This is a genomic window from Nostoc sp. (assembly GCF_036917235.1).
Lineage (GTDB): Bacteria > Cyanobacteriota > Cyanobacteriia > Cyanobacteriales > Nostocaceae > Nostoc.
Map to the genome: position 1 here is coordinate 57853 of NZ_JBALDU010000084.1, position 24341 is coordinate 82193.

21 protein-coding genes and 1 pseudogene are annotated in these 24341 nt (G+C 43.4%); 7 read left to right on the forward strand and 15 right to left on the reverse strand.

All coding sequences use genetic code 11. From position 1 onward, the window contains the following. Positions 1-19 precede the first annotated feature (19 nt). The 7 genes from minD to V7K44_RS24075 form a co-directional block, all read right to left on the reverse strand. Positions 20-826, reverse strand: coding sequence for a septum site-determining protein MinD (gene minD, locus V7K44_RS24045; protein WP_012410009.1), 807 nt, complete (start codon positions 824-826; stop codon positions 20-22). Positions 827-998: 172 nt separating this feature from the next. Then, entirely contained in the window at positions 999-2039 is a 1041-nt protein-coding gene (gene minC / locus V7K44_RS24050; protein ID WP_334935101.1) for a septum site-determining protein MinC, read from the reverse strand. Positions 2040-2299: 260 nt separating this feature from the next. Then, positions 2300-3622: a four-carbon acid sugar kinase family protein gene (locus V7K44_RS24055; protein WP_334935103.1), complete on the reverse strand. Its 1323-nt coding sequence runs from the start codon at positions 3620-3622 to the stop codon at positions 2300-2302. 158 nt (positions 3623-3780) lie between these two features. Next, positions 3781-4443 (reverse strand): hypothetical protein, encoded by a 663-nt coding sequence (locus tag V7K44_RS24060; protein ID WP_334935105.1) that lies wholly within the window; start codon positions 4441-4443, stop codon positions 3781-3783. 40 nt (positions 4444-4483) lie between these two features. Then, positions 4484-4981 (reverse strand): DUF29 domain-containing protein, encoded by a 498-nt coding sequence (locus tag V7K44_RS24065; RefSeq protein ID WP_334935107.1) that lies wholly within the window; start codon positions 4979-4981, stop codon positions 4484-4486. A 362-nt stretch (positions 4982-5343) separates the two neighbouring features. After that, a complete protein-coding gene (locus V7K44_RS24070) occupies positions 5344-5493 on the reverse strand; it encodes a hypothetical protein (protein ID WP_334935109.1) in 150 nt (49 codons plus the stop codon). Positions 5494-5759: 266 nt separating this feature from the next. Next, positions 5760-5897 (reverse strand): hypothetical protein, encoded by a 138-nt coding sequence (locus V7K44_RS24075; RefSeq protein WP_334935111.1) that lies wholly within the window; start codon positions 5895-5897, stop codon positions 5760-5762. Positions 5898-6045: 148 nt separating this feature from the next. On the opposite strand from V7K44_RS24075, the gene V7K44_RS24080 reads away from it, so the two are divergent. Then, complete coding sequence (locus V7K44_RS24080) at positions 6046-6522, forward strand: hemerythrin domain-containing protein (RefSeq protein ID WP_334935113.1); 477 nt, start codon at positions 6046-6048, stop codon at positions 6520-6522. A gap of 108 nt (positions 6523-6630) precedes the next feature. Then, positions 6631-7752 (forward strand): Gfo/Idh/MocA family oxidoreductase, encoded by a 1122-nt coding sequence (locus V7K44_RS24085; protein WP_334935116.1) that lies wholly within the window; start codon positions 6631-6633, stop codon positions 7750-7752. Between the two features lie 312 nt (positions 7753-8064). Here the strand turns inward: V7K44_RS24085 and V7K44_RS24090 are convergent, their stop codons facing one another. The 4 genes from V7K44_RS24090 to V7K44_RS24105 all read right to left on the reverse strand — a co-directional run bounded on the left by V7K44_RS24090 (position 8065) and on the right by V7K44_RS24105 (position 12300). Next, a complete protein-coding gene (locus tag V7K44_RS24090) occupies positions 8065-9354 on the reverse strand; it encodes a Glu/Leu/Phe/Val family dehydrogenase (protein WP_334935118.1) in 1290 nt (429 codons plus the stop codon). Positions 9355-9583: 229 nt separating this feature from the next. Continuing rightward, complete coding sequence (locus V7K44_RS24095) at positions 9584-10729, reverse strand: beta-ketoacyl-ACP synthase (protein ID WP_334935120.1); 1146 nt, start codon at positions 10727-10729, stop codon at positions 9584-9586. Between the two features lie 29 nt (positions 10730-10758). Then, positions 10759-11601: a peptidylprolyl isomerase gene (locus tag V7K44_RS24100; RefSeq protein ID WP_334935122.1), complete on the reverse strand. Its 843-nt coding sequence runs from the start codon at positions 11599-11601 to the stop codon at positions 10759-10761. Between the two features lie 129 nt (positions 11602-11730). Further along, positions 11731-12300 (reverse strand): photosystem I assembly protein Ycf4, encoded by a 570-nt coding sequence (locus V7K44_RS24105; RefSeq protein WP_334935124.1) that lies wholly within the window; start codon positions 12298-12300, stop codon positions 11731-11733. Between the two features lie 919 nt (positions 12301-13219). On the opposite strand from V7K44_RS24105, the gene psbD reads away from it, so the two are divergent. The 3 genes from psbD (at position 13220) to V7K44_RS24120 (ending at position 15961) form a co-directional block, all read left to right on the forward strand. After that, positions 13220-14275 (forward strand): photosystem II D2 protein (photosystem q(a) protein), encoded by a 1056-nt coding sequence (gene psbD, locus V7K44_RS24110; protein WP_012409998.1) that lies wholly within the window; start codon positions 13220-13222, stop codon positions 14273-14275. Continuing rightward, positions 14259-15650, forward strand: coding sequence for a photosystem II reaction center protein CP43 (gene psbC / locus V7K44_RS24115; protein WP_334935126.1), 1392 nt, complete (start codon positions 14259-14261; stop codon positions 15648-15650). The genes psbD and psbC overlap by 17 nt, the downstream gene beginning before the upstream one ends. Before the next feature lie 125 nt (positions 15651-15775). Continuing rightward, positions 15776-15961, forward strand: a complete 186-nt coding sequence (locus V7K44_RS24120) for a PCP reductase family protein (protein WP_334935129.1) — start codon at positions 15776-15778, stop codon at positions 15959-15961. Positions 15962-16079: 118 nt separating this feature from the next. Here the strand turns inward: V7K44_RS24120 and V7K44_RS24125 are convergent, their stop codons facing one another. Together V7K44_RS24125 and V7K44_RS24130 are read right to left on the reverse strand one after the other, a co-directional pair. After that, complete coding sequence (locus V7K44_RS24125; RefSeq protein ID WP_334935131.1) at positions 16080-16916, reverse strand: SWIM zinc finger family protein; 837 nt, start codon at positions 16914-16916, stop codon at positions 16080-16082. A 99-nt stretch (positions 16917-17015) separates the two neighbouring features. Then, positions 17016-20324 (reverse strand): DEAD/DEAH box helicase, encoded by a 3309-nt coding sequence (locus V7K44_RS24130; protein WP_334935133.1) that lies wholly within the window; start codon positions 20322-20324, stop codon positions 17016-17018. 143 nt (positions 20325-20467) lie between these two features. Here V7K44_RS24130 and V7K44_RS24135 point away from each other — a divergent pair, with 143 nt between their 5' ends. After that, positions 20468-21013: a GNAT family N-acetyltransferase gene (locus tag V7K44_RS24135; protein ID WP_334935135.1), complete on the forward strand. Its 546-nt coding sequence runs from the start codon at positions 20468-20470 to the stop codon at positions 21011-21013. Between the two features lie 101 nt (positions 21014-21114). Continuing rightward, entirely contained in the window at positions 21115-23271 is a 2157-nt protein-coding gene (locus V7K44_RS24140) for a polyribonucleotide nucleotidyltransferase (protein ID WP_334935137.1), read from the forward strand. A gap of 103 nt (positions 23272-23374) precedes the next feature. Here V7K44_RS24140 and V7K44_RS24145 read toward each other — a convergent pair. Together V7K44_RS24145 and V7K44_RS24150 are read right to left on the reverse strand one after the other, a co-directional pair. After that, positions 23375-23584: pseudogene (locus tag V7K44_RS24145) on the reverse strand (type II toxin-antitoxin system HicB family antitoxin). 575 nt (positions 23585-24159) lie between these two features. Beyond that, on the reverse strand, positions 24160-24341 hold a 182-nt coding region (locus V7K44_RS24150), incomplete at its 5' end, for a hypothetical protein (RefSeq protein ID WP_334935139.1).

The window sequence follows — 24341 nt, forward strand, 5'->3', positions numbered from 1 at the left end:
CGGAGACTGGAAAGGTAAGTTAAACAATCTTTGTCCACAACAACCTTCGTAGGCGGGCGAAGATGCTGTCTTGGGACGAGTCGATCTCCAGAAATTCGACACTTTCCCCCTCTAATCTACGAGCAATGTTCTCAAAGGCTGTGGCAGCTAAAGAAGGATTTTCTGCTAACACTAAGGGTTCGCCACGATTGGTAGATACAATAACACGCTCGTCGTCAGGGATTACCCCGATCAGGGGAATGGCGAGAAGTTCCTGAACATCTTGCACTGACATCATATCATTTGCCTGCACCATTGCGGGTCTGATGCGGTTAATTATTAAATGAACACGCTTGATACCTTGTGCTTCTAGTAACCCTACTACCCGATCGGCATCGCGAACTGAAGAAATTTCTGGTGTACTGACAACTAGCGCTTCTTTGGCCGGGCCGATCGCATTTTTAAATCCATTTTCAATACCGGCAGGACTATCAATAATCACATACTGATATTTTTGTGCTAGTGCATTCACCAATAACTTCATCTGTTCGGGTGTGACTGCATCTTTGGAGCGATTTTGGGCTGCCGGCAGGAGTACGAGATTGGGTTGGCGCTTATCTTTCACCAAGGCTTGTTCTAACCGGCACTCTCTGGCTAGAACTTCTACCGCAGTATAAACAATGCGGTTTTCCAGCCCTAAGAGCAAATCCAAATTTCTCAGACCAAAATCCGCATCAACCAAAGCAACTTGACGCCCCATTTTGGCTAAAGCCATACCCAAATTTGCTGAAACTGTGGTTTTACCCACTCCTCCTTTACCGGAGGTAATCACAATAATGCGAGTCATGATAGAAATGCGGTCAATGAGGGTTCAGGAAATATAAAACAGTAAATTGCAGTATAAAGTATGAAGTATCGTATCAAGTATGAAGAAATATCTGTTCTCCCTGATGAGGGTGAGGCATGAATATTTGTTTTATTTCATCTTTACTTATATACTTCATTCTTTAAGTAAATATTTATGGTTCTTGATTGCTCTTGGTGAATTGGTTTCTGGAAAAATCAGTCGCCCTAGCGATACGAATTCCTTGGGGCGTAATATGTGCCACCTCTGGAGAAAACTGCATTGGCGGTTTTTCTGGTGCTCTAGCTACAGCATCTGCAATCCGCAGTTGAGTTGGTTCCATTTGCAAGGCCATAATCAGACACTCACTATTGCCTCCAGCCCCAGCATGAGCAATTCCACGCAAACGACCCCAGATAATAATATCTCCATCTGCAATTACAATACCACCTGGATTTAAATCTCCCAAGAGAATTACTGTCCCAGGATGACGAATTTCTACTCCAGAGCGGACTGTCATTTCTAAATAGAGGGCATCTTCTTGGGGTAGGGCTGTAGCAGTTGGCTCGGTACTCAGGGAAGTTACGGGCTGTAATTGTTCTACTGAATACCCTGAAGTTACAGCAGCGATCGCAGTTTGCCGCCGACTCGTCGAGACAGATATCAGTCGGAGTTGGACTTCACTCAAAGCTTCGGCGAGTTCTTGGAGTTGTCTGGTATCTACCAAACGGTCTTGTGCCATTAAATGCACAGGTGTATTAGATACCCGAAAGCGATCGCCTGCACTCAGACGTTGCCTGATTTGTTGCCAAATATCAGACCAAGTAAGTTCTGAGGCAGATACTTGAGATTCTGAGGGCAAAATTAATAACAGTCGTCCCTCCTTACTTTTTAACTGGACTTGACTATTGTCATTTACACGATGCCCTGGTAATGCTAACTCATCGGGATTTAAGTCAGTCAGGATAAAATCAGATCCGGCATCAGTATTTGACTCTACATCTGGGTCAGCAGGATTTGACTCTGCATCCCCAAGAACAGTATTTGATTTTAAATAAAGGAGGACAGATTTTAACTCAGCATCCGGGAGGATAGAATCTGACTCTACATCAGAAACAGTAGGATTTGCCTCTACCTCAGAAAGGATAGAGTTTGATTCTGCATTAGGAAGTGCAGAATTTGACTTTAGATTGGGAATCGCAGAATCAGAAGTCATGCAGTACTAGCCAAAAGACAACAGATTTTCAATTTTGGGTCGCACCTTTGGTGCGCTGACAGCGCAACTTGGATTTTGGATTTGTGTCACTCACACAACGACCGGCTCAGTGACCACAAGGGGTGTTGGCCTAGCGGGATATTAGTCCGACATTAACCAAAAGACTCTTTAATCTAAAATCGTTCGACTGAGCGACTTGCCTTGACTTGTGCCGAGCGAAGCCGAGGTAGCGAAGTCGAAAGGAGCCGAAGTCTAAAATCTCAAATTGGCACGGTCAACCTCTGATAAACTGTCCCCAAGGCATCAGCATCGCCGACATTACCTGGAAACAGCACCACAGGCAAATCAGGAAACTGGGGATGATCGGATGACGTTAACACCATTGAACAACCAGCTAAAATTTGACCGAGTAAACGGGCTGAAGTTAAAGCTAGTCCAGTACTCAAGACATCGTTTGAAGTAATGCCACCCTTGCTGATTAAGAATCCTATATCAGATGGTAAACCGCGCACAATATCCATTAATAAACTTGAAACTTTTTCCCCAAACTCCAATCGTGTCTTGACATCTTTAAAATTTAGTTCCTGACGGCTAGTATAAACCACTGGTGTTTTGCCAGCTTCGTGTGCCGCCCGTGTACTTTCTTGAATTTCAGTTAGTAATGTCGCAGATTGATTTGCATCATCAAGTAATCGTGCCACATTCACTTCGATGCCCACAGTTCCTTCTAGTTGCAACAGCGCCTCTAATTGCTGGGTAGTCTTTTTCACATGGGAACCAACAATCACTGCACCTGGTTTGCCTTGGCGCACATACTGCCCCATGTTTTCGGCGGCAATGGGTTGGGGTGGTAAAGCAGCTAAAGCCGTTAAAATACTTGCTGCACTGCGAAAGAGAAAGCGTTTCCCTTGACTGGCGGCTGCTAATATATCTACTGCAAAGCGGTTGAGATCGGCTTGAGTTTCAGCATCGACGACAGCGCACTGATTACCATGAAGTTGTAACAATTGTTCCAAGCTACCAGTGCGAATATCGGCGAGGAGAAACCTTTCTACAACTTCGGCACTAATTCGTCCTTGAGTCTTTTCTTCGACGTACTTGGGTAAGTAACTGTGATGGTAGCTGAAGACGGAATCACGGGCAAATTCGGTTTCATGGACTGGGGTGGTTACACCATCAATCATCAAGTAATGCACGCTGTCGCGGGTGATGCGTCCGCCTTCAAAAAATGCTGGTACGAGAAAATGAGCATCAAAGGGGCCAAGTTCTTGTGCGATCGCATCTGTTTCAATCGGATAATGTCCCCGCAAAGTAGAATCAGAACGGCTGACAATTAGAAAATCATCAATTCCTTCAGCCTTCAAAGCGATTTTCAGGTTCTGGCAAACTTCTTTAATGACAGATGCAGCTGACTCTGGCGTTAGCGATCTAGTATTAGTCAGCACAAAGAAAATCGGCGAATCATCCTGCAACCCACGGCGTAAAGTCTCCACATCCCAGTGCATTAGCAGCAAGCAGCTGTGGACTGTTTGAGAACCTGTAGGGTCATCATCCAGGACAATTATTTTGGGTTTGTTGCTCATTTAAGTCAACGGGGCGATTGTTTTCTGGGAAGGTATTGGGCGAGTAGAAGTCACTATTACACAAAGCTTAATTCACGGAGGTGGACTATCAAAATCAAGGATTTCCTAACCTGTGGAGGCAGGTAAAGTCTCGTGTAGCCACTTTTACAAACATTCTCTTAGCCTTTCTGCAATTTTCTAATTTCTGCTTGCACATCGATCGCAATTTGCAATGATTGATTTAGCAGTTGAGCATATTCGCCTGCTTGACTACTAACTTCTAAAGCTCGCAGACTGGCTAAATTATTCACAAATAACTCTTGGTTATTAGCAAGCAATTTTTTATTATCTCGCAAAATTCGTTCCGTTTTCAAAGCGCGGACTAAATCTTCTCGAATCAGTTGCAAGGCAGAGGTTACTTTATCTCGGTCATGGATACTGCTTTCTAAGTTTCCTGATGCTGCTAATTGGTCATTAATATCTATAGCAGCAACTAGGTCATGATATTTATCAACTTCATCTAAAAGTATTGTCAGTCCTTCAGGACAGGTTAATTGTCGCCACAGCCATCGCCCCACTAATATCGGCATTGGCACTAAAATTAGTAAAAGAATTCCTAGTCGAACTGAAGAACCAATTGTTGGCAGAATAATAAACGCGTAAACAAAGCCCACAATTATTGGCGTTAGCGCCAGCGTTACCAGCATTTCACTGAGAAAAAACCCTAATCGCTTTTTGCCATCTCGCAAAACCGAGGGTCGAAAAACGTCTTCTGGATCGAACCCAGTCAAACGTCTTAGTTCACCCTTACTAATTTCCAAGCCTATTAAGTCCGGCTGCACGTCTGCATACTCCTATGGAAACCCAAGTTGCGTATTCATTTTAATCGGGTTTACCATGATGATTGTGGTTATATTCAGGAAACCAGTTTTCATCTAAGATTTGTTCTAAAGAGCCAATGGGTATAAGAGGAAATATGTCAATGGCAAGTTGAGAGCGATCGCTTGCTTCTTTCCTTGCGTCTTGATAACATTCATCAAATATTTCTAAAATGTAAGGTTTTAAGCTAGGACTATCTTTAAGAGCTTTTTTAATCTCTCTGCGAAAAGTTCTGATTTCTCCTTTCCAATGTCCTTGATTACGTTCTCGTTCTTTATCCCAACACTTGAGTTTTAGTTGATGTTGAAGAAGCTTAATTAATAAACTTTCAATTGTTCGCTTCTCCCTTCTACCCATAGTTTCTAACTCTTCTAACAAATTCTCCAAATCAACAGCAGAAAACTGTCCAGTGCGAAGTTGATTGATGGTTGTCCTCAGCCACAGGTAATAATCTTGGTCGTATAAGGTTTGAGTTACTGATTGGATTATTGGTTCCACCATACACTAGCCGAATTCCTAGTATTTTTTTAATTTATCTCAATTAAGCTTCTACCCCAAATTGGTTGTAATCTTTGACTGTGCCAATTTTAGATTTTAGATTGCCGATAGCGGAGCGTTAGCGAGTCCGCGTACTCTGTAAGAGTTGCAAGCTACGCGCAGCGTTTCCTAGAGAGCGTCTTTTAGATTTTTTTGATTCATGCTTCATCCCTTGTGGGTGAAACAAATCCAAAATCCAAAATCCAAAATCCAAAATCGGTTGACTCTAGCTCAATATTTTTACCTTTACCAAAATAAAACTACCCTCCTGTTACACCATCATAATAAGGAAAGTTGAGTTGTTGGTTATAAATAGACTTATTACCCTAACCAGTGCGTTGAACAACGAGTAAGCGCGATCGCACTTTGAGTAACTCTTCAATAGCTTCCCACTGTCCAGGGCGAAAATCGGCTGTGGAGTTATCAAGCGCTTGACGCAGAAACAATAATCCCTGTTCCTGAAGGTTAGTTGTCATAAATACTAAGTAACTAATTGTCATTTCTGTTGTAACATCAAATACAAGCAGAACTTAGTTGTGTTCAATACCCATACCACTAAAGGTTTCAGAGCTAATTTGTAATTTAAGTAAAGTACTTGTCTTGTAAGGGTTTTAGGAATTTAAGTTAATAAAGCACTTATTCGCTGAAACTCAGACTTGTAACGAGTTGAGTATCCTTAAGATTTTCTTTACGAATCACTTATCAGCGTCAGCTTTGGTGTTTCAGCAAAAATATATCAACTCTAGCTAAGGTGCAAAAGCAATTTAGCAGTGTACTGTGTGGGAATCTTTAGCCGATGTTCGAGGTTTGGGTTGTAGCTTTGACCTGCTAACGCCACATACTCAGCATCCATCATGCTGAGGTTATGAATTTCAGTCAAGGTGCAATACCGAAAATATTCCTTAAGTCTAAATTAAAGCTTACTCAAAGAATGAGGTTTTCATTTCCCAAGTCATTGAGAATATACGAGTTCCCATTCATTAACCTCCAAATATCAGTCCGATAAATCGATTATTACTGAGGTAAAAATGGCTAAAACTAAAGCCAAATCAACAGATATTCTTTCATTAATTGCAGCAGAGCATCACCAAGTTGAAAAACTTTTTGCAGAAGCAGAAAAAGCTAAAGGTGCAAAGTTGGTTGAGCAATTCAATCAAATCTATATAGAATTGATCTTACACGCAAGAACTGAAGAATTAGTCTTGTACCCAGCTTTGCGAGAATACGAAGAAACTGAACAATATGTTGAAAAAGCTGAAGAAGAACATGAAGAAGTTTCAGTTATTTTAGAAGAAATTAAAGCTCTTAAGCCTACTCAAGCTGAGTTTCAAGAAAAAATGAGCGAATTGAAGGAAATACTTGAGAATCATGTAGAAGAAGAAAGCGAAATTTTTAATGCTGTGCGCGAATGTATGAGCGATCGGGAACTAACTGGATTGGGACAGGAGTTTCAAGAAACTAAAGCTAAGTTGGTGTCAAATGTAGAAGCTGCATTAGCAATGTAGTAATGTACTTGGTTCTAAATGTTTGTTTGCATAAGCATAAATAGTTCCCCATATTTTACACGTAATTAGGGCATTAAAATTAGCAAAATATTCCCAAAGAGTAGAAAAATGACTACTACAAATGGTAAGAACAAAATTCGTTACGCCGTTGTTGGTTTAGGTTGGTTTGCCCAACAAGCTGCCTTACCTTCCTTTGTCCACGCTGAAAACTCGGAATTAGTCGCACTGGTTTCAGATGACCCCAAAAAAAGCGAAGAACTGAGCAAAAAGTACGGTATTAATCATACTTACTCTTACGAGGAGTATGAGGACTGTCTGGCAAGCGGCGAGGTTGACGCAGTTTATATTGCGTTGCCCAATCACTTGCATTGTGACTTCACTGTGCGGGCTGCTAATCAGGCAATTCATGTGTTATGTGAAAAGCCAATGGCAGTAACAGAAGAAGAGTGTGAGGCAATGATTAAAGCTGCCAATGACAATAATGTGAAGCTGATGATTGCCTACCGCTTACATTTAGAAGAAGCTAATTTACAAGCAGTTGAAATTTTGCGTTCAAAGCAAATTGGTGAACCACGAATTTTCAACTCGGTTTTTACTCAGCAAGTAGAAGAAGGCAATATTCGTTTACGAGATGTTACAGGTGGCGGCACGCTCTATGATATTGGCATCTACTGCCTTAATGCTGCACGTTATCTATTTCAAGATGAACCAATTGAAGTATTTGCTGTAGCTGCCAATAAGGGAGAACAACGCTTCAGCGAAGTGGAAGAAATGACTAGTATTATCTTACGTTTCCCCAATGAGCGATTAGCAACATTTACCTGTAGCTTTGGAGGGGCAGGTGTTTCAACCTATCAGGTTGTAGGTACTCAAGGCGATTTGCGAGTAGAACCTGCATATTCTTGGCAGGGAGAAATCAAGCATTACTTAACAATTAATGGTGAAACCCAAGAGCGGACTTTTAAGGATCGCGATCAACTAGCGGCTGAATTTACCTACTTCTCTGATTGTATTCTGCAAGATAAAGACCCAGAGCCATCTGGAACGGAAGGATTGATTGATGTTAGTATCATTCAAGCACTTTATCAGTCAATTGAAACTGGTCAACCTGTGCAGATAGAAACTCGCGATCGCCATCAACGTCCCACATCGGATCAAACTATTGAGCGTCCTCCTAGTGACGAGAAGCCAGACTTGATTCATGCTGCCGCACCTTCTGGGCAGTCGTAAGGATTTAATGAGACAGACCACTAGTTATGTTGCAATACGCTTGGGTTAAGCATTTTTCTCTTCTCTCTGTTTCCTCTGCGCCTCTGCGGTACTCCTGCGGGAAGCCGTTCGCGTAGCGTCTCGTAGAGAAGCGTCTACGTTAAAAAAGTTGACTTTGACAAAGAGTTTTAGCTTTAACTGAACCGTATTGAGTTATGTTGTAGCGATCGCTTAACAGAAACACTGGCTATTTATAAAATATAAGGGCACAAAACAATATTGTGCCCTTATATCTTATCTATTCAATTAAAAATTGCTGTCTATGCCCAAATATTAAGGATAAAGACCCCTGTCAGTCAGTGCCTGAGCCACTCTACCTACCCCCAGCGTGTAAGCTGCTAACCTTAAAGAAATTTGGCGCACCTCCGATTGATGAATCACCTTACGGTACGCTTGCACCATCAAATGCTCCATTTCGCGGTTGACGCGCTCCTCATCCCAAAATACGTAAGAAAGACCCTGCACCCACTCTAAATAACTGACTACTACACCGCCAGCATTTGCCAAGATGTCCGGTAGCACTGTCACACCCCGCGCCTCTAACGCCAAGTTAGCCTCAAGAGTAACCGGGCCGTTAGCTGCCTCTGCAACAATCTGCGCCTGTACCTGATTCACATTTTCTTCAGTGATTTGGTTCTCCAAAGCCGCTGGTATTAAGACATCGCAGGGTAGAGTTAATAAATCTGCATTGCTAATTGGTACAGATTGCGGGAAACCCACAATACTCTTGCGATTTTCAGCGGCGTAGACTTTTAACTTGGGAATATCAAGACCAACTTCGGAGAATATTCCCCCAGCACCAGTTGAAACAGCAATAATTTTCGCGCCTGCTTCATATAGTAATTCCGCTGCGGCACAGCCAACATTACCGAAACCCTGAATAGCTACTTGCACTCCAGCCAAGGATTTACCTCGATCTGCTAACGCCTCACGGACAATAATCATCGTGCCACGTCCGGTTGCCATTTCTCGTCCCAGAGAACCACCAATAGAAAGGGGTTTCCCAGTTACAACTCCTGGTACAGCATGACCGACATTCACAGAGTAAGTGTCCATCATCCAAGCCATTTCACGGGCAGAAGTACCCATATCTGGCGCAGGAATATCTACGGAAGGCCCAATATCTTTAATCAACTCGCTGATATAACGGCGGCTGATTCGCTCTAATTCGCCAACACTGTAGCGTTTGGGATCTATAGCAATGCCACCCTTTCCACCACCGTAAGGAATACCTAACAAGGCGCATTTCCAGGTCATCAACATTGCTAGAGCGGATACTTCGCGCAATGTCACAGCCGGATGGAAACGAATTCCACCCTTGTATGGTCCTAAGACATCAGAGTGCTGCACCCGGTGTCCAGCGAGAACTTGTATTTCCCCATCATCTAGTTTCACAGGAATGGAAACCGTGACAACCTTACGCGGATGGCTGAGAATTTCTAGCAAACCCTGATTTAAATTTAATTCTTTAGCTGCCGCTTCTAAGTAACTACAGGCTTGGTCAAAGGGGCATATATGCGCTGGAGAAGCAGGTTCTGACAGCAACGAGGATTTTGAAATCATAAATTTTCTCCTAATCACGGTATCTTTGCGAACCGGATCTCATCTGTACTTAAGCTTATCCTTTTTTTTTAGAAAAACAAGTTTTTTGTAGTTTTTGTTACAGTTTTATATTTTATATTCTGATATGTGAAAATTATTCAAAAATCACCTTTCCTAAAGACGCGCAGCTGTGTGTGCCTTAATAAAAATTAATATATTATGTTGGTCAGATAGTTAAACCCACAAATTTTTACCTTGCTAAAGCGATCGCAGCATTCTGCCCACCAAAGCCAAAACTTAAACATAATACCTGGCGAATTCTACTGAGACGTGCTGCCGTAACTAAATCCAAATCAAACTCTGGTTGCTGCAATCCCACACAAGGCGGTAATATTTGATGCCTTAATGCCATCAGAGAAAAAGCTACACCTAAAGCTCCAGATGCTCCTAATGTATGACCTGTGCTTCCCTTGGTGGAACTAACTGCCAAGCCTTGGGGAAACAAACGCTGGATTACCATGCTCTCCATCTGGTCATTTAGCTGGGTAGCTGTGCCATGAGCATGAATGTAATCGATATCGGTTGGTAAGAGACAACTACGTTCTAAACATTGTTTGATGGCAGCGATCGCACTTTTGCCTTCAGGTTCTGGCGAATTACCATGATATGCGTCGTTAGTTAAACCAAAACCAAGAATTTCACCATACACTTTTGCTTGACGCTGTTTTGCCAACTCTGCTGATTCCAAGACAAACACAGCTGCGCCTTCGCCCAACACTAAGCCTTCCCGGTGCAAATCAAAGGGATAAGCCCCAGTTTTCGCCAAAGCACCCATCTGCTGAAAGCCAGCTAAAGTTAAGGGTGTAATTGGTGCTTCTACTGCACCAGCGATCGCCTGTTGACATTGCCCAGTTTGGATAAGCATAGCTGCTTGGGCAATAGACCAAATTCCAGTCGCACAAGCTGCCATCGGTGCCAAAACCATTCCTGATGCACCTATTTGCCTTGCAGCTGCGATCGCATTTATATGAGGTAATGTATCTAGCCAATTTCCCAAAGAGGACACGGGAAAATTTTTCGCGTCACTATAAATTTGCCGTGTCAACTTCTCCCAAGACGCTTGATAAGAGCGACTCGATCCAATAACTACAGCACAATCAGCTAAAGGTGCAACTAACCCAGAATCTTGTAAAGCAGAAGCAACAACCATCCGAGTTAACATTGTCAACTCAGATGGTTGTTGAGCAATCAAACCTAGAGGAAGTGGTGTAAGTTCTGGAAATGGTTGATGTAACCGAATTCCAGATTTACCTGCGATTAAATTTCTCCAGCTATCCTCCAAGCTTCCACCCAAAGCGGAAACTAAACCAATACCAGTAACAACAACCTTTACCAATTTAGAAGTTAGGAGTTAGAAATTAGTAGTTATTCTCCCCCTGCTCCCTGCTCCCTGCCCTCTTCCTCTACTTTCCTTCCTGGTGTTTTCAGGTTTTCAGCACCTTGAGTAACTTTAGCGGAGTCAATGCGATCGCCTTGCTGAATTTTGTTTACGACATCAAAGCCTTGAGTGACATTGCCAAATACGGCGTAGTTACCATCCAAAAATGCTAGATCCGCCAAAGCAAAGTAAAACTGGGCAGAAGCAGAGTCTGGTGATTGCGATCGCGCCATCGCTACTGCACCCTGTTTATGGGGCAATACGACAGCTTGAGCAGTAGCATCAAATGGTTTATTGTAAATCGGAGTATCCGAACCTTTTGGCTTAACTTCTAAAGGTATATAGCGAGCATTTCCCGTTTTTGGGTCAATATAGCTACCAGTTCCTAGTTGATCTGCTGGAACTTTCGGGTCTTTGCTTTTGGGATCGCCCCCTTGAACTACAAACGGTTGGGGTTCGCGTACAACTCGATGGAAAGCTAAACCATCGTAAACACCCTTTTGCACTAAATCTACGAAGTTGCCAGCTGTAATTGGGGCATCAGTACCGTCTACTTCAATAGTAATCGGCGAACCTTTAACCGTCATTACCACAGTAGCCTTGCCTTCGAGGCGCGGTAAATCTGCCAGTCCAGGAACACTCTCACTACTAGTTTGAGATACAGAAGTTGCTTCACTAGTTGTCTTGGTGCTTGCCTCGTTTGTGGTCGAGGTAGCAGTCGAGTTTGGAGAAGACGTATTAGAAGCGACTTGCTGTGTTGAACATCCTGCCAACATCAAGGCACTGATAATCACAAGAGAAAGCAAAAATTGTGAAATTTTTAACCGCATTGCCTGTTACCGATTTAACCAGAGTATCTTATCGTTTTGAGGTGCATTGAGATTAGGGGAGAGGTGACAGCTAAAAGGTGATAGGGAATTAATCTGTACTTTGTACCCTGTAACCTCTACCCCATTCCCTTAAAGTCCTTCTAGCGACACTCCCAAAAAGCGGGCTAACTTTGCGCCTTCTGTTTCCAACTCTGTTAAAGATAAGGGTTGTCCAACCCGTGTTAAGGGTATATCTCGCCGTCCCTTAATGCGTAGATAGAGGGCGCGACGGGGGTTAAGACCTTCTTTTACGTCTATTAGTACAGATTGGACATCTTCTATGCGGCTATCAATCTGAATTCGGCGGTTTTTACCAGGAAACCCCCAGCGGAAGATTTTGATTGTGCCAGTTTCCTGATTAAATTCGTTGTAACCGCCTCCAACATCCAATAAAATCACTAGCCACAGGTATGTGGCTAATAGCAAGCCAGCAGTACCATATAACCCCATTACCAATCCTTGAGGAACGAATACCAGTTGGGTTGGATCGGAAACTATGAGTAAATTAACTTTTAAATAACTAGATATACCAGCCAATAAAAAGCCGCTTGCTCCCAAGGTAACGATAGTTGCCCACCAGTAGTTACTGAACCGACGAGAACCGAGAACATTTTGGTGCAGGAGGCGATCGCCTTTGTTAATCGTTGTTGATGTCGTCATTGAACTACCATTGCCCGTGAGATACTCGCTGTCACATACTCGCACACTGAATGCAAAAGCATTGAGTGGTGGGTTCTTGTGCCAATCCGGCTATTGCTTAGGAGGCACCCAGAGCTATGTTTTAAGTCCACGGGAACCCTTCCGCAGACTATAAATTTTTCACTTTGCACCCTACAAATTTTACTGTCCCGCATAATGCTGGCTTCCTTGTACTACGGGACAAACCACTTAGGCTATTTGTATTTAGTCAAGATGTGCCAACTTCCTTTCTCCTTGTCTAACGTTTCACATAGGTTTTCCAGAGGTGTATCAACGACCGTGCTGGCGAAGTCACTATCCGCATTTTACCAAACATCGTTGACAAAAACTCAACTGCGCCCTTCCATGTTCCTGCTACCGATATAATTTTTTAGGGAATGTTGTACTATTTTTTCACTCAATGGCCGGTCAAAATTCTTTCTCCCTGCCCTTCTGACCCTCTTAGTCCCTACTATCCTCTCCCTGCCTCTTTTTGACCTCTTGAAATGAGTTACCTACCTACGTCTATCTACATTAAATTTTTTCAGATTTCTGAGAAAAGTTGTGTCAAATTGTAAAATTTCTGATATTCATATTATTTATAAGGTTCGTGTTTCATGCCTAATTTGCTTCTGTGTATCAGGCAAAAACCCTGAGTAGTGTGATAAGTTAAGAATCATTAAGTTACCACAAGCTAGATTACTAGCCGATGGTACGTGTAATGTCATAACCCTGAGAAATAATGACTTAACTAGTCAGTAAGCTCTCAGAATCTCAGTTACTTAAAAGCAGTTGAGATTGTCAAAAAAAACGTTAATTCCTCATGGCAGTCGGTGACATTGGCTTTCCGTAATGCCTTAGAAACGTTGCAATTTTAGTAAAAAAAGAGGATTTTAGTCCGATGACCATCGCAGTTGGACGCGCCCCCAGTAGAGGGTGGTTTGACGTTCTAGACGACTGGCTTAAGCGCGATCGCTTCGTATTCGTAGGTTGGTCAGGGATACTATTATTTCCCTGCGCCTTCCTAGCACTAGGCGGTTGGCTGACCGGCACCACCTTCGTCACCTCTTGGTACACCCACGGATTAGCCTCCTCCTACTTAGAAGGTGCTAACTTCCTGACAGTAGCAGTATCCACCCCCGCCGACAGCATGGGACATTCCCTATTGCTGTTGTGGGGTCCAGAAGCCCAAGGCGACCTCACCCGTTGGTTCCAACTGGGTGGCTTGTGGCCATTTGTGGCCCTACACGGAGCCTTCGGTTTGATTGGCTTCATGTTGCGGCAATTTGAAATTGCGCGTCTAGTAGGAATCCGTCCTTATAACGCCCTCGCCTTCTCAGCTCCCATTGCGGTATTCGTCAGCGTATTTCTGATGTACCCCTTGGGACAATCTAGCTGGTTCTTTGCACCCAGCTTTGGGGTGGCGGCAATTTTCCGATTCCTACTATTCCTGCAAGGGTTCCATAACTGGACACTCAACCCCTTCCACATGATGGGTGTTGCGGGTGTATTGGGTGGTGCTTTATTGTGCGCCATTCATGGTGCCACAGTTGAGAATACCTTGTTTGAAGATGGTGATGGTGCTAACACCTTCCGCGCCTTCAATCCTACCCAGTCGGAAGAAACCTACTCAATGGTGACGGCAAACCGTTTCTGGTCACAGATTTTCGGGATTGCTTTCTCTAACAAGCGCTGGTTGCACTTCTTTATGTTGTTCGTGCCAGTCACAGGCTTGTGGATGAGCGCCGTCGGCATCGTCGGTTTAGCACTCAACCTGCGGGCTTATGATTTCGTCTCCCAAGAATTGCGGGCGGCGGAAGACCCAGAGTTTGAAACCTTCTATACCAAAAACATTTTGCTGAACGAGGGTATCCGCGCTTGGATGGCTCCTCAAGATCAACCCCACGAACAATTTGTATTCCCTGAGGAGGTATTACCACGTGGTAACGCTCTCTAATAGACCAAATATCTTAGGCGGTGCTGGACGCGACCAAGAATCCACTGGATTTGCTTGGTGGTCTGGTAACGCACGTTTAATTAACCTATCTGGTAAACTGCTGGGCGCTCACGTTGCGCACGCTGGTTTGATTGTATTCTGGGCTGGAGCGATGACTTTGTTTGAAGTCGCTCACTTCATTCCTGAAAAGCCCATGTATGAACAGGGCTTGATCCTGTTACCTCACCTCGCCAGTCAGGGTTGGGGTGTTGGTGCTGGTGGTGAAGTCATCGATACCTTCCCCTACTTTGTGGTCGGTGTACTCCACCTAATTTCTTCAGCCGTCCTTGGCTTTGGCGGTATCTATCATGCCGTCCGTGGGCCAGAAACCTTAGAAGAATACTCTTCTTTCTTTGGTTACGATTGGAAAGACAAGAACAAGATGACCAACATCATCGGGTTCCACCTGATTATTTTGGGATTCGGTGCATTGCTGTTGGTAGCAAAGGCAATGTTCTTTGGTGGGTTGTATGACACCTGGGCACCAGGCGGTGGTGATGTTCGGATTATTACCAATCCGACATTGAACCCAGCCGTTATCTTCGGTTATGTAATCAAGTCTCCCTTTGGTGGCGAAGGCTGGATTGTTAGCGTCGATAATTTAGAAGATGTGGTAGGTGGTCACATCTGGATTGCCTTTATCTTAATTTCTGGCGGTATTTTCCACATTCTTACCAAGCCTTTTGCTTGGTCACGTCGTGCATCCATCTGGTCTGGTGAGGCTTACCTCTCCTACAGCTTGGGCGCTCTGTCGTTGATGGGCTTCATTGCTTCCATCTATGTTTGGTTTAACAACACCGTTTACCCCAGCGAATTTTACGGTCCTACCGGGCCAGAAGCTTCTCAAGCTCAGGCTTTGACCTTCTTGATTCGTGACCAACGCTTGGGTGCTAACGTCGGTTCTGCCCAAGGCCCCACAGGTCTAGGTAAATACCTGATGCGCTCTCCAACTGGTGAAATCATCTTTGGTGGTGAAACCATGCGTTTCTGGGATTTCCGTGGCCCTTGGTTGGAGCCTCTACGTGGTCCCAATGGTCTTGACTTGGAAAAAATCAAGAATGATATTCAGCCTTGGCAAGCTCGTCGCGCTGCTGAATACATGACACACGCTCCTCTGGGTTCTTTGAACTCCGTGGGTGGTGTGGCTACTGAAATTAACTCTTTCAACTACGTATCTCCTCGCGCTTGGTTGTCGACTTCTCACTTCGTACTAGGATTCTTCTTCCTAGTTGGTCACTTGTGGCACGCTGGTCGCGCACGGGCTGCTGCTGGTGGTTTTGAGAAAGGAATTAACCGCGATACTGAGCCAGTGATGTTTATGGACGACCTAGATTAGGTTGTAAAGTTTATTTCATCACGGACTATTAATTTAAAGGCTCTTGCATAAAAGCAAGGGCTTTTTTTATAGGAAAATTAGTAATCTATTAATAAAAGTGAGCGATTTGCCAAGGTAACTAATCTATGAATGATACCAATTTTATTGATGCTTTGCGATGGACATCCGAAGCTAAGGAAAAGTTACAAAATATTCCCTTTTTTGTCCGCTCTCAAGCTAAAGCCAGAATTGAACAGCTAGCTCGTGAAGCAGGACAAGATGTTGTGACTGCTGATTTGGTAGAAGAGGCTAGGCTTGAGTTTGGACAATAAATCAGGAGGCAGAATTCAGAATTCAGAATTGGTAAATACTCTACCCATAAAGGGATAGAGTTTTCAGGCGAGAATATTCTAGTCAATTTCATTCATCATTACGAATTACGAATTATTATCAACTTTCTCCTACATTCATCGCTGCTAAAACAGCCTTCTGGCTCACATCTCTGTAAACGGTATTCAAATACTTCATTATCACATCACTCGAAGTTGAATTTACTGAATTTTCCTCTTCTTTTGCTAGAGGAACCGCTCCCAATACATCTAATATCGTCTCGCTGTTGGAGGGCACAATCACTACCAAGGATGACTCTAGTGGCTCATTGTATTGCCAGAAAGAGTCAATTTTTACAGAGTATTTATTATTAGGAATTGACTGTTGAACATCAGGCGTTTCTGTAGTATTGGGTTCCTTATTGGTACTACGTAATTTACGCAAATCGCTGATAATTTGCTCTTTGGAACGTCCGCGTAATTGAAATAGTACAAAGGGGTCTTCACTGAAGCGATCGCCTAACTGATAGTATATCGCACCAATGTGTTTACAGGGATTTGCTTTATCAGGACAAGAGCATTTACTCTGGACATCAGCAAGGGTAAATGGAAATATTGAAAGACCATTAGCTGTGAAGACTTCTTCTATATTTTGTGGCATTTCTCCTGCTAGTAGCTTGGCAGCAAAAATTGCTCTTTGGGACATGGTTTCAATTACATAACCCCACTGTTCATCGGTAAAAGGTTCAAGGGAAAGGGAAACTTTATAAGGTTCTACTTCACTACCTTGCACCCTAGCCAATACTTTTGCACCTTTAAATTCGATACTCAAAACGTTTCCTTGACGAGCATAATTTCTCGCACGTTCTAAACGCTTTTTAAAGCGATAGGAATCTAGCAAATCTAGCCATTGTTGTGACCACCATTCTCGACTTGCTTGTAATGTGTAATTAGTCATAATCAATTTAAAAACTTAGTAGTATGTCTCATTATTTTTATGAGGTTCGTAGTGAGCGCTTTAGCGCTAAAATTAAGGACTAAAGTCCTGACTACGAATTTATTCTGCATCATCGTCAATTACTGCACTGCGATCGAGTAGTAATAAGTTGCGAAGTTGGTCTGTATCCATTTCAGTTAACCATTCTTCACCAGCACCTACAACTTGTTCAGCTAGTTGTTTCTTACTTTCAATCATGTCATGAATTTTTTCTTCTAAAGTGCCTGTGCAGACAAATTTATGTACTTGCACATTCCGGGTTTGACCAATCCGAAATACTCTATCTGTGGCTTGATTTTCTACGGCTGGATTCCACCATCTATCAAAGTGGAATACATGATTCGCTCGTGTTAAATTTAGTCCTACTCCACCTGCTTTTAGAGAAAGAATCATAATCGGTGGCCCTTGAGGATCGTGTTGGAAACGGTCGATCATTTCCTCCCTGTGTTTTTTACTGGTGCTGCCATATAAAAAGAATATTTCTCGCCCTAGCTTTTTTTCTAAATAGGGTTTAAGTAACTTACCCCACTCAGCAAATTGTGTGAAGATTAAAGCTCTATCACTTTCTGCTAAAACTTCTTCTAACATTTCTTCTAACCGCAGAAGTTTAGCTGAATTATGTTGCTCTAATGTCGCTTCTTTCAAATATTGGGCTGGGTGATTGCAGATTTGTTTGAGTTTGATTAGTAAAGCCAAAATCATCCCCCGACGTTGCAAACCTTCAGCAGATTCTATCTCTACTAAAGATTGTTCTACAACTTGTTGATAAAGTGCAGCTTGTTCACCAGTTAAACCGCAAAATACGGTCATTTCTTGCTTATCTGGTAAATCTTGAATGATGTCGCGATCGCTTTTCAATCGCCGCAGTATAAATGGTTGCACTAATGAACGTAATTGAGTCAAAGAAGCGGTATCCCCATACTTTTCAATTGGCATGGCAAACCGACGCTGGAAAAATTGCTTATTGCCTAAATACCCAGGATTGAGAAAATCCAAAATAGACCATAATTCTTGTAATCTATTTTCTACTGGTGTCCCCGTTAATGCAATGCGAAATGTCGCTTCTAATTGCCGCACAGCTTTTGACTGCTTCGCCTCTGGATTTTTCACATTCTGGGCTTCATCTAAAACAATTATCTGCCAAGAGACACTTTGCAATGACTTGATATCTCGATGAAGCAGTGAGTAGCTGGTAACGATTAAATCGTGTTTTTTTACGGCTTCTAAAAACGCTTTCCCTTTTGGGCGTTTGTCACCGTGATATTGCAAAATTTTCAGGCTTGGCGCAAATTTATTGACTTCCCTTTCCCAGTTGCCTAAAACCGAAGTTGGACAAACTAGCAGTGTTGGATTTTCTAGTACATCCTGTTCTTTTAAGTGTAGTAAAAAAGCAATGAACTGAATAGTTTTACCGAGTCCCATGTCGTCTGCGAGACACGCACCCAAGCCCCAACGTTCCAAGAAGGACAGCCAAGCAGCACCACGTTCTTGATAAGGTCGCAGCTGCCCTTTAAAGCCTGTTGGTGTTGGTAAAGGTGCGATCGCCTGATTATTATTTAATGCCCCAATCAACTCTTGCAATGCGCCAGATGCATCAAAGCTAACCACTGGTAACTTTTCAATTACCTGGGTATCGCCTGTACTGAAACGCAAGGCATCTTCCAAGGATAGGGCCATTTGGTCTTTGCGAGTGGTAAAAAATGTTTGGGCTGTCTTGATATCTTGGGGCCGCAATTCTACCCACTCACCGTTAATTTCTACTAGCGGACTATTTAAAGCCACAAGTTTATCAAACTCGGCTTTGGAAATAGTCTGTCCGCCAATTGCCAATTGCCATTGGAAATTCAGCAGACTTTGCAATCCTAAACGTCCCTGCTTTTTCTTCGGGGTTTCGGCTGTAATTTTCAAACCCAAACGGTTCGCCCATCCTTCGCGGTTCGCTAAACTAGGAGGCAAAATTACTCCCAAGCCACTGTCTTCCAACCTCCAAGCTACAGCTTTGATAAACTCATAAGCTTGGATGGGGGTAAGGCGAGAAGATTGGGGATATTCGCTTTCAAAACTGGCTACTATTGTTGGATATAAGCGGGAAGCTACCCCCAAACCTCGCAAAAATGTTTCTTGTGGTTGATCAATTGTCCGATTTTCATAAACTAATCGTTCAACTGGATTGTTCCAAATAGTTGCCGCATCCACCAAAAACTCAGGATCGTCAGCTGCTTGTAGAAAATATGCCAATGTCCAATCTGTTTCGCCAGACTCTGGAGAACGCAGTTGAAAACAGGTACGAAATAGACTTTTAAGAGTTAATTGGTATTGTAGCGGCATAGTCCAAGCCTTTAGTGCCGCTTCTAATCGTTCGACTTCAATGGCATCTGCATTAACTGAATCAGATGTACTAGTTAAGCCTTGCAACCATTGTCGTACCGCAATTGGTAAAGATGGGTAGGCGTTGCCCGTCGTAGACATCGCTTTAGCTTCCATTGGAGGTTGAGAACCCATCATTTCTCGCACTTGGGCATCTATCGTACTGTTGAGAAATCCCAAAAGTAATTCTTGAGCTTCTGTGGGAAAGTCTACATAAAATAGGGATTGGGAAAACTCTTCTCCAGTCCCCAGTCTCCAGTCCCCAGTCCCCAGTCCCTCTTGATAAGTGCGACAAACCAACGGCATGGTTGCAGAAAATTTTTCTAGGCGGGTTCCATCTATTGCACTATCTACGAGTACTTGCCATTTGGCAGCAAATGCACCATCTAATTCTCGGTCAATTGTTGGTAAAAACTTACATCGTGAGATTAAATCTAAACTCCAACGGGCAACTTGCGACCAAAAGCGTAAATCTCCACCTAAAAAGGCATCTTCCCCTTTAGCAGCATTTAAGGGAACAGCAGCGAGAAATTTTACTGCTTCACTGGGGTTGAGACAAAAACCCTCAACTCGCCACGGTTGTAAATATTGCGGGGAGTTTGTATTTTCGCCCAAGCTGGCAGAATGTACAGGGAAAATCGCTGTTGTTCCTTCATCACTGCTTTCTGGAATATAAGTTGGTAGGGCAATGATTTGAGAGTGCGTTGGCAAACTGATTTCAGTGGCACTGGCGGCTTTGCGCGTTCGCCCAGTAGTTGCGATGGCTCCGCCAACGCCAGGGGCGAACGCAACTTGAGGTTTCTGGATAAAGTTGGTAATCGCCATATTCTGGGAACGCAACCACTCACTCAACTCAACTGATGTCATTGCCAATGGATGTACTGGGATATTTCCAGATCCATTAGACTCGAAATTAACTCGTGGCGATCGCCAAGTTTCCCCCCAAATAAATAAACAACCATTTTGATTTTTTAGTAACCAATTACAGTGTAAAATCGCCATTTGCTAACTACTCAGATTTTCCCAAAACTCTAGAATTGAAACCACAAATATTCTACTTTTCGCATTTTCTCAGTAAGATTTATTCGCAAACTTTTTCATACAATAAATGTTTAAGTACATATTCCACATAAACATTGTTAATAATGAATTTTCCCCTAATTAAAGTCTTAAAAAATGGGATGTTAGTGGAACTGGATTATATGCATCCTCAAGAACAGGAGGTTGTCAGATCGTTACTCAATGTTGTAATTATTGAAGGTGAAACCTATCCCCAAAAGCAACCTCTATCTCCTACAGAATTTTCAGCTTACTGGTTAAGCAAAGATGCCTTTGTTGTCAGGACATCTGTTGTAGATCCTACACACAAGCCAAAAGAAATATTAGGGGCGTTTTATTTAAAGCCAAACTTTCCCGGTCGGTGTAGCCATATTTGCAACGCTGGTTTTATTGTACAACTAGGCTTTCGCGGTCAGGGTATAGGACGGTTGATGGGAGAGGCTATGCTTTCGATAGCAGCAAATCTGGGCTACGAAGCAGTAATGTTTAATTTGGTCTTTGAGACTAATATACCTTCAATTACACTTTGGCAGTCGTTAGGATTTGAGATTATTGGGCGAATTCCAGGCGCGGCAAAGCTAGAGAATGGACAGGTGGTAGACGCGCTAATCTTGTATCACACTTTGCGTTAAACTACTTGTCTATCTTTGTATGTACTAGAAGTCAGCCATAGGGCATAAATGTTAGGATTGCCACAGAAAGAGAATAGCGAAAGAGAAGGAAAAAAAACTGAATGGCAGAAGTTGATAAGTCAATATCCTTCGATGGAAGGGATATTCGACTGAAAGTAGGCCTACTAGCTCCCCAGGCAGGTGGGTCGGTTTTGATAGAATCAGGGGATACATCCGTTTTAGTGACGGCTACGCGATCGCAAGCCAGAGAAGGCATTGATTTTCTTCCCCTTACAGTAGATTACGAAGAAAGGCTATATGCCGCTGGTAGGATTCCCGGCGGGATCATGCGGCGCGAAGGTCGTCCACCAGAAAAAACAATTCTCACCAGCCGTCTTATAGACCGTCCCATGCGTCCTTTGTTCCCCTCATGGTTGCGGGATGACTTGCAAATTATTGCCTTAACGCTGTCGATGGACGAGTTAGTTCCACCCGATGTGTTAGCAGTTACAGGCGCTTCCATCGCTACGCTGATTGCCCAGATTCCTTTTAATGGGCCAATGGCAGCAGTGCGGGTTGGTTTAGTGGGAGATGATTTCATTATTAACCCCACTTATGCAGAAACCGAAGCGGGAGATTTGGATCTGATAGTAGCAGGTTCACCACATGGCGTAATCATGGTGGAAGCGGGAGCCAATCAGTTGCCAGAGCGAGATATTCTCGAGGCGATTGACTTTGGTTATGAAGCAGTGCGGGACTTAATCAAAGCGCAGCAAGATTTAATTGCAGAATTGGGTCTAGTAATAGTGCAAGAAGCACCACCAGAAGTAGACCAAACGCTAGAAAATTATATCCGCGATCGCGCCAACGGTCAGATTAAGAAAATCCTGTCTCAATTTAGTTTGACCAAACCCGAACGCGATGCAGCTTTAGATGTCGTCAAGGATGAAATTGCCGCGACGATTACCGAACTGTCAGAAGAAGACCCAATTCGAGTTGCCGCAACTGCAAATAAGAAGGCACTTGGTAACACTTTTAAAGATATTACCAAACACTTCATGCGGCGACAAATCATCGAAGATAACGTCCGCGTTGATGGTCGTAAACTCGATCAAGTGCGTCCGGTTTCTTGTTTAGTTGATGTCTTACCAAAGCGAGTCCACGGCAGCGGTTTATTTAACCGGGAACTAACTCAGGTATTATCCACTTGTACTCTGGGTACACCTGGGGATGCTCAAAACCTCAACGATGATATGCAGCTAGATCAGCACAAGCGTTATCTGCATCATTACAACTTCCCGCCCTTCTCAGTCGGTGAAACCAAGCCAATGCGGGCCCCAGGAAGGCGTGAAATTGGTCACGGGGCATTAGCAGAGCGAGCGATAATACCTGTGTTACCGTCCAAAGAACAATTTCCCTACGTGATTCGCATCGTATCGGAAGTACTTTCCTCCAACGGTTCCACCTCAATGGGTTCAGTCTGCGGTTCCACCCTCGCCCTCATGGATGCTGGTGTACCAATTCTCAAACCCGTCAGTGGCGCGGCAATGGGTCTGATTAAGGAAGGGGACGAAGTACGAGTTCTAACTGACATCCAAGGCATTGAAGACTTTTTAGGCGACATGGACTTCAAAGTTGCCGGGACGGATACCGGGATTACCGCCTTGCAGATGGATATGAAAATCTCCGGTTTGTCTTTGGAGGTTATAGCCCAAGCCGTCCACCAAGCCAAAGCAGCCCGGTTGCACATTCTGGAGAAAATGCTTGCCTGCATTGACACACCACGGACAGAAACCTCACCTTATGCTCCACGTCTGTTAACAATCAAGATTGATTCAGACATGATTGGTTTGGTTATCGGGCCTGGAGGCAAGACTATTAAGGGAATCACAGAGGAAACTGGTGCAAAAATTGACATCGAAGATGATGGCACCGTGACAATTTCCGCTGTGGATGAGAACAAGGCCAAAAGAGCCAGAAATATCATCCAAGGCATGACCCGCAAGTTGCACGAAGGGGATGTCTATGCCGGACGCATTACTCGGATTATACCGATAGGTGCATTTGTGGAATTCTTGCCTGGAAAAGAAGGCATGATTCACATATCTCAACTAGCTGACTACCGCGTTGGCAAAGTTGAGGATGAAGTAGCGGTGGGCGATGAAGTGATTATCAAAGTGCGCGAAATTGATAACAAAGGTCGGATTAATCTCACCCGCTTGGGTATCCACCCAGATCAAGCAACAGCAGCACGAGAAGCTGCGGCGGTGAATCGGTAACTCGATTTGGGATTTTAGATTAGATTAAATCTAAAATCCGCGATGCCTACTGTGAAGGCATCGCCGTATGCTTCTCTAATTTGACAAATTACGAATTACGAAATTATTTTAAAGACTTTTCTAGTGTTTTTTGCTCTGGTAGAGGTTGACCGTCTGCCAAAGATGATTCAATCAGCATTTCTAAAACTTCTTGAGCATTTTTGAAAGCTTCTTTCTAAGTATCTCCGTGATTATGACAAAATCCCCATTCAGGAAGACTCACAACAAAACACTCATCTTCATCAGACCACTGAATAACGATTGTATATTTCATATTTATTCATACACGTCTCGGCGATGAGCAATAGTGGTGACAATAAGCTAATTGGTTTCATCATCAATTCGGTAAATAACGTGATACTCACCAATGCAATAGCGATAGTAGCCTGCAAAATTACCTTTGAGAGGTTTAATAAGCTAAAAATATTTTAATTTGCATCCTTCAAAAAATAAATCTCTTGTGGGGTGGGCATCTTGTCATAGGTGTCAAGTTAAGATGAAATCACTGGGGTGAACTAGTATAGCTAGGGACACTTCTCTACGAGACGCTGCGCAAACGGCAAGCTCCCTTCGACTACGCTCAGGGCGGCGCAGTGCATCGCTGGGGACTGGATGAAAAGTCTTTTTGTGTTTAGATTTTATCCTCCTCAAATTAAAATTGAACAAAAATAATAAACGGCTACCCGAATTCAATAAACGACTGCCCGAATTCAATAAACGACTGCCCGAATTCAATAAACGACACCCCGAATTCAATGAACATACCTTTGACATTTGGGCTTCTGCCTTAACTTGACACCAATGGCATCTTGCCCGCCTATTTGTGCAAATTAAAGCAAGGGCAGCTTATTAGGGTGAAAACGAGGATTTTGTTCCATACTTTTGTAATTCTGCCAACTTCTGTTGAGCAAAATCTCGCATTTCCTTATCTAAATCACAGGACTTACGCAACTGGCACAATGCGATCGCTAATGAATAGTACGCATGTATTAAGTTGGTGAAAATGCATTTTATTGGCTTGACTCGACTTA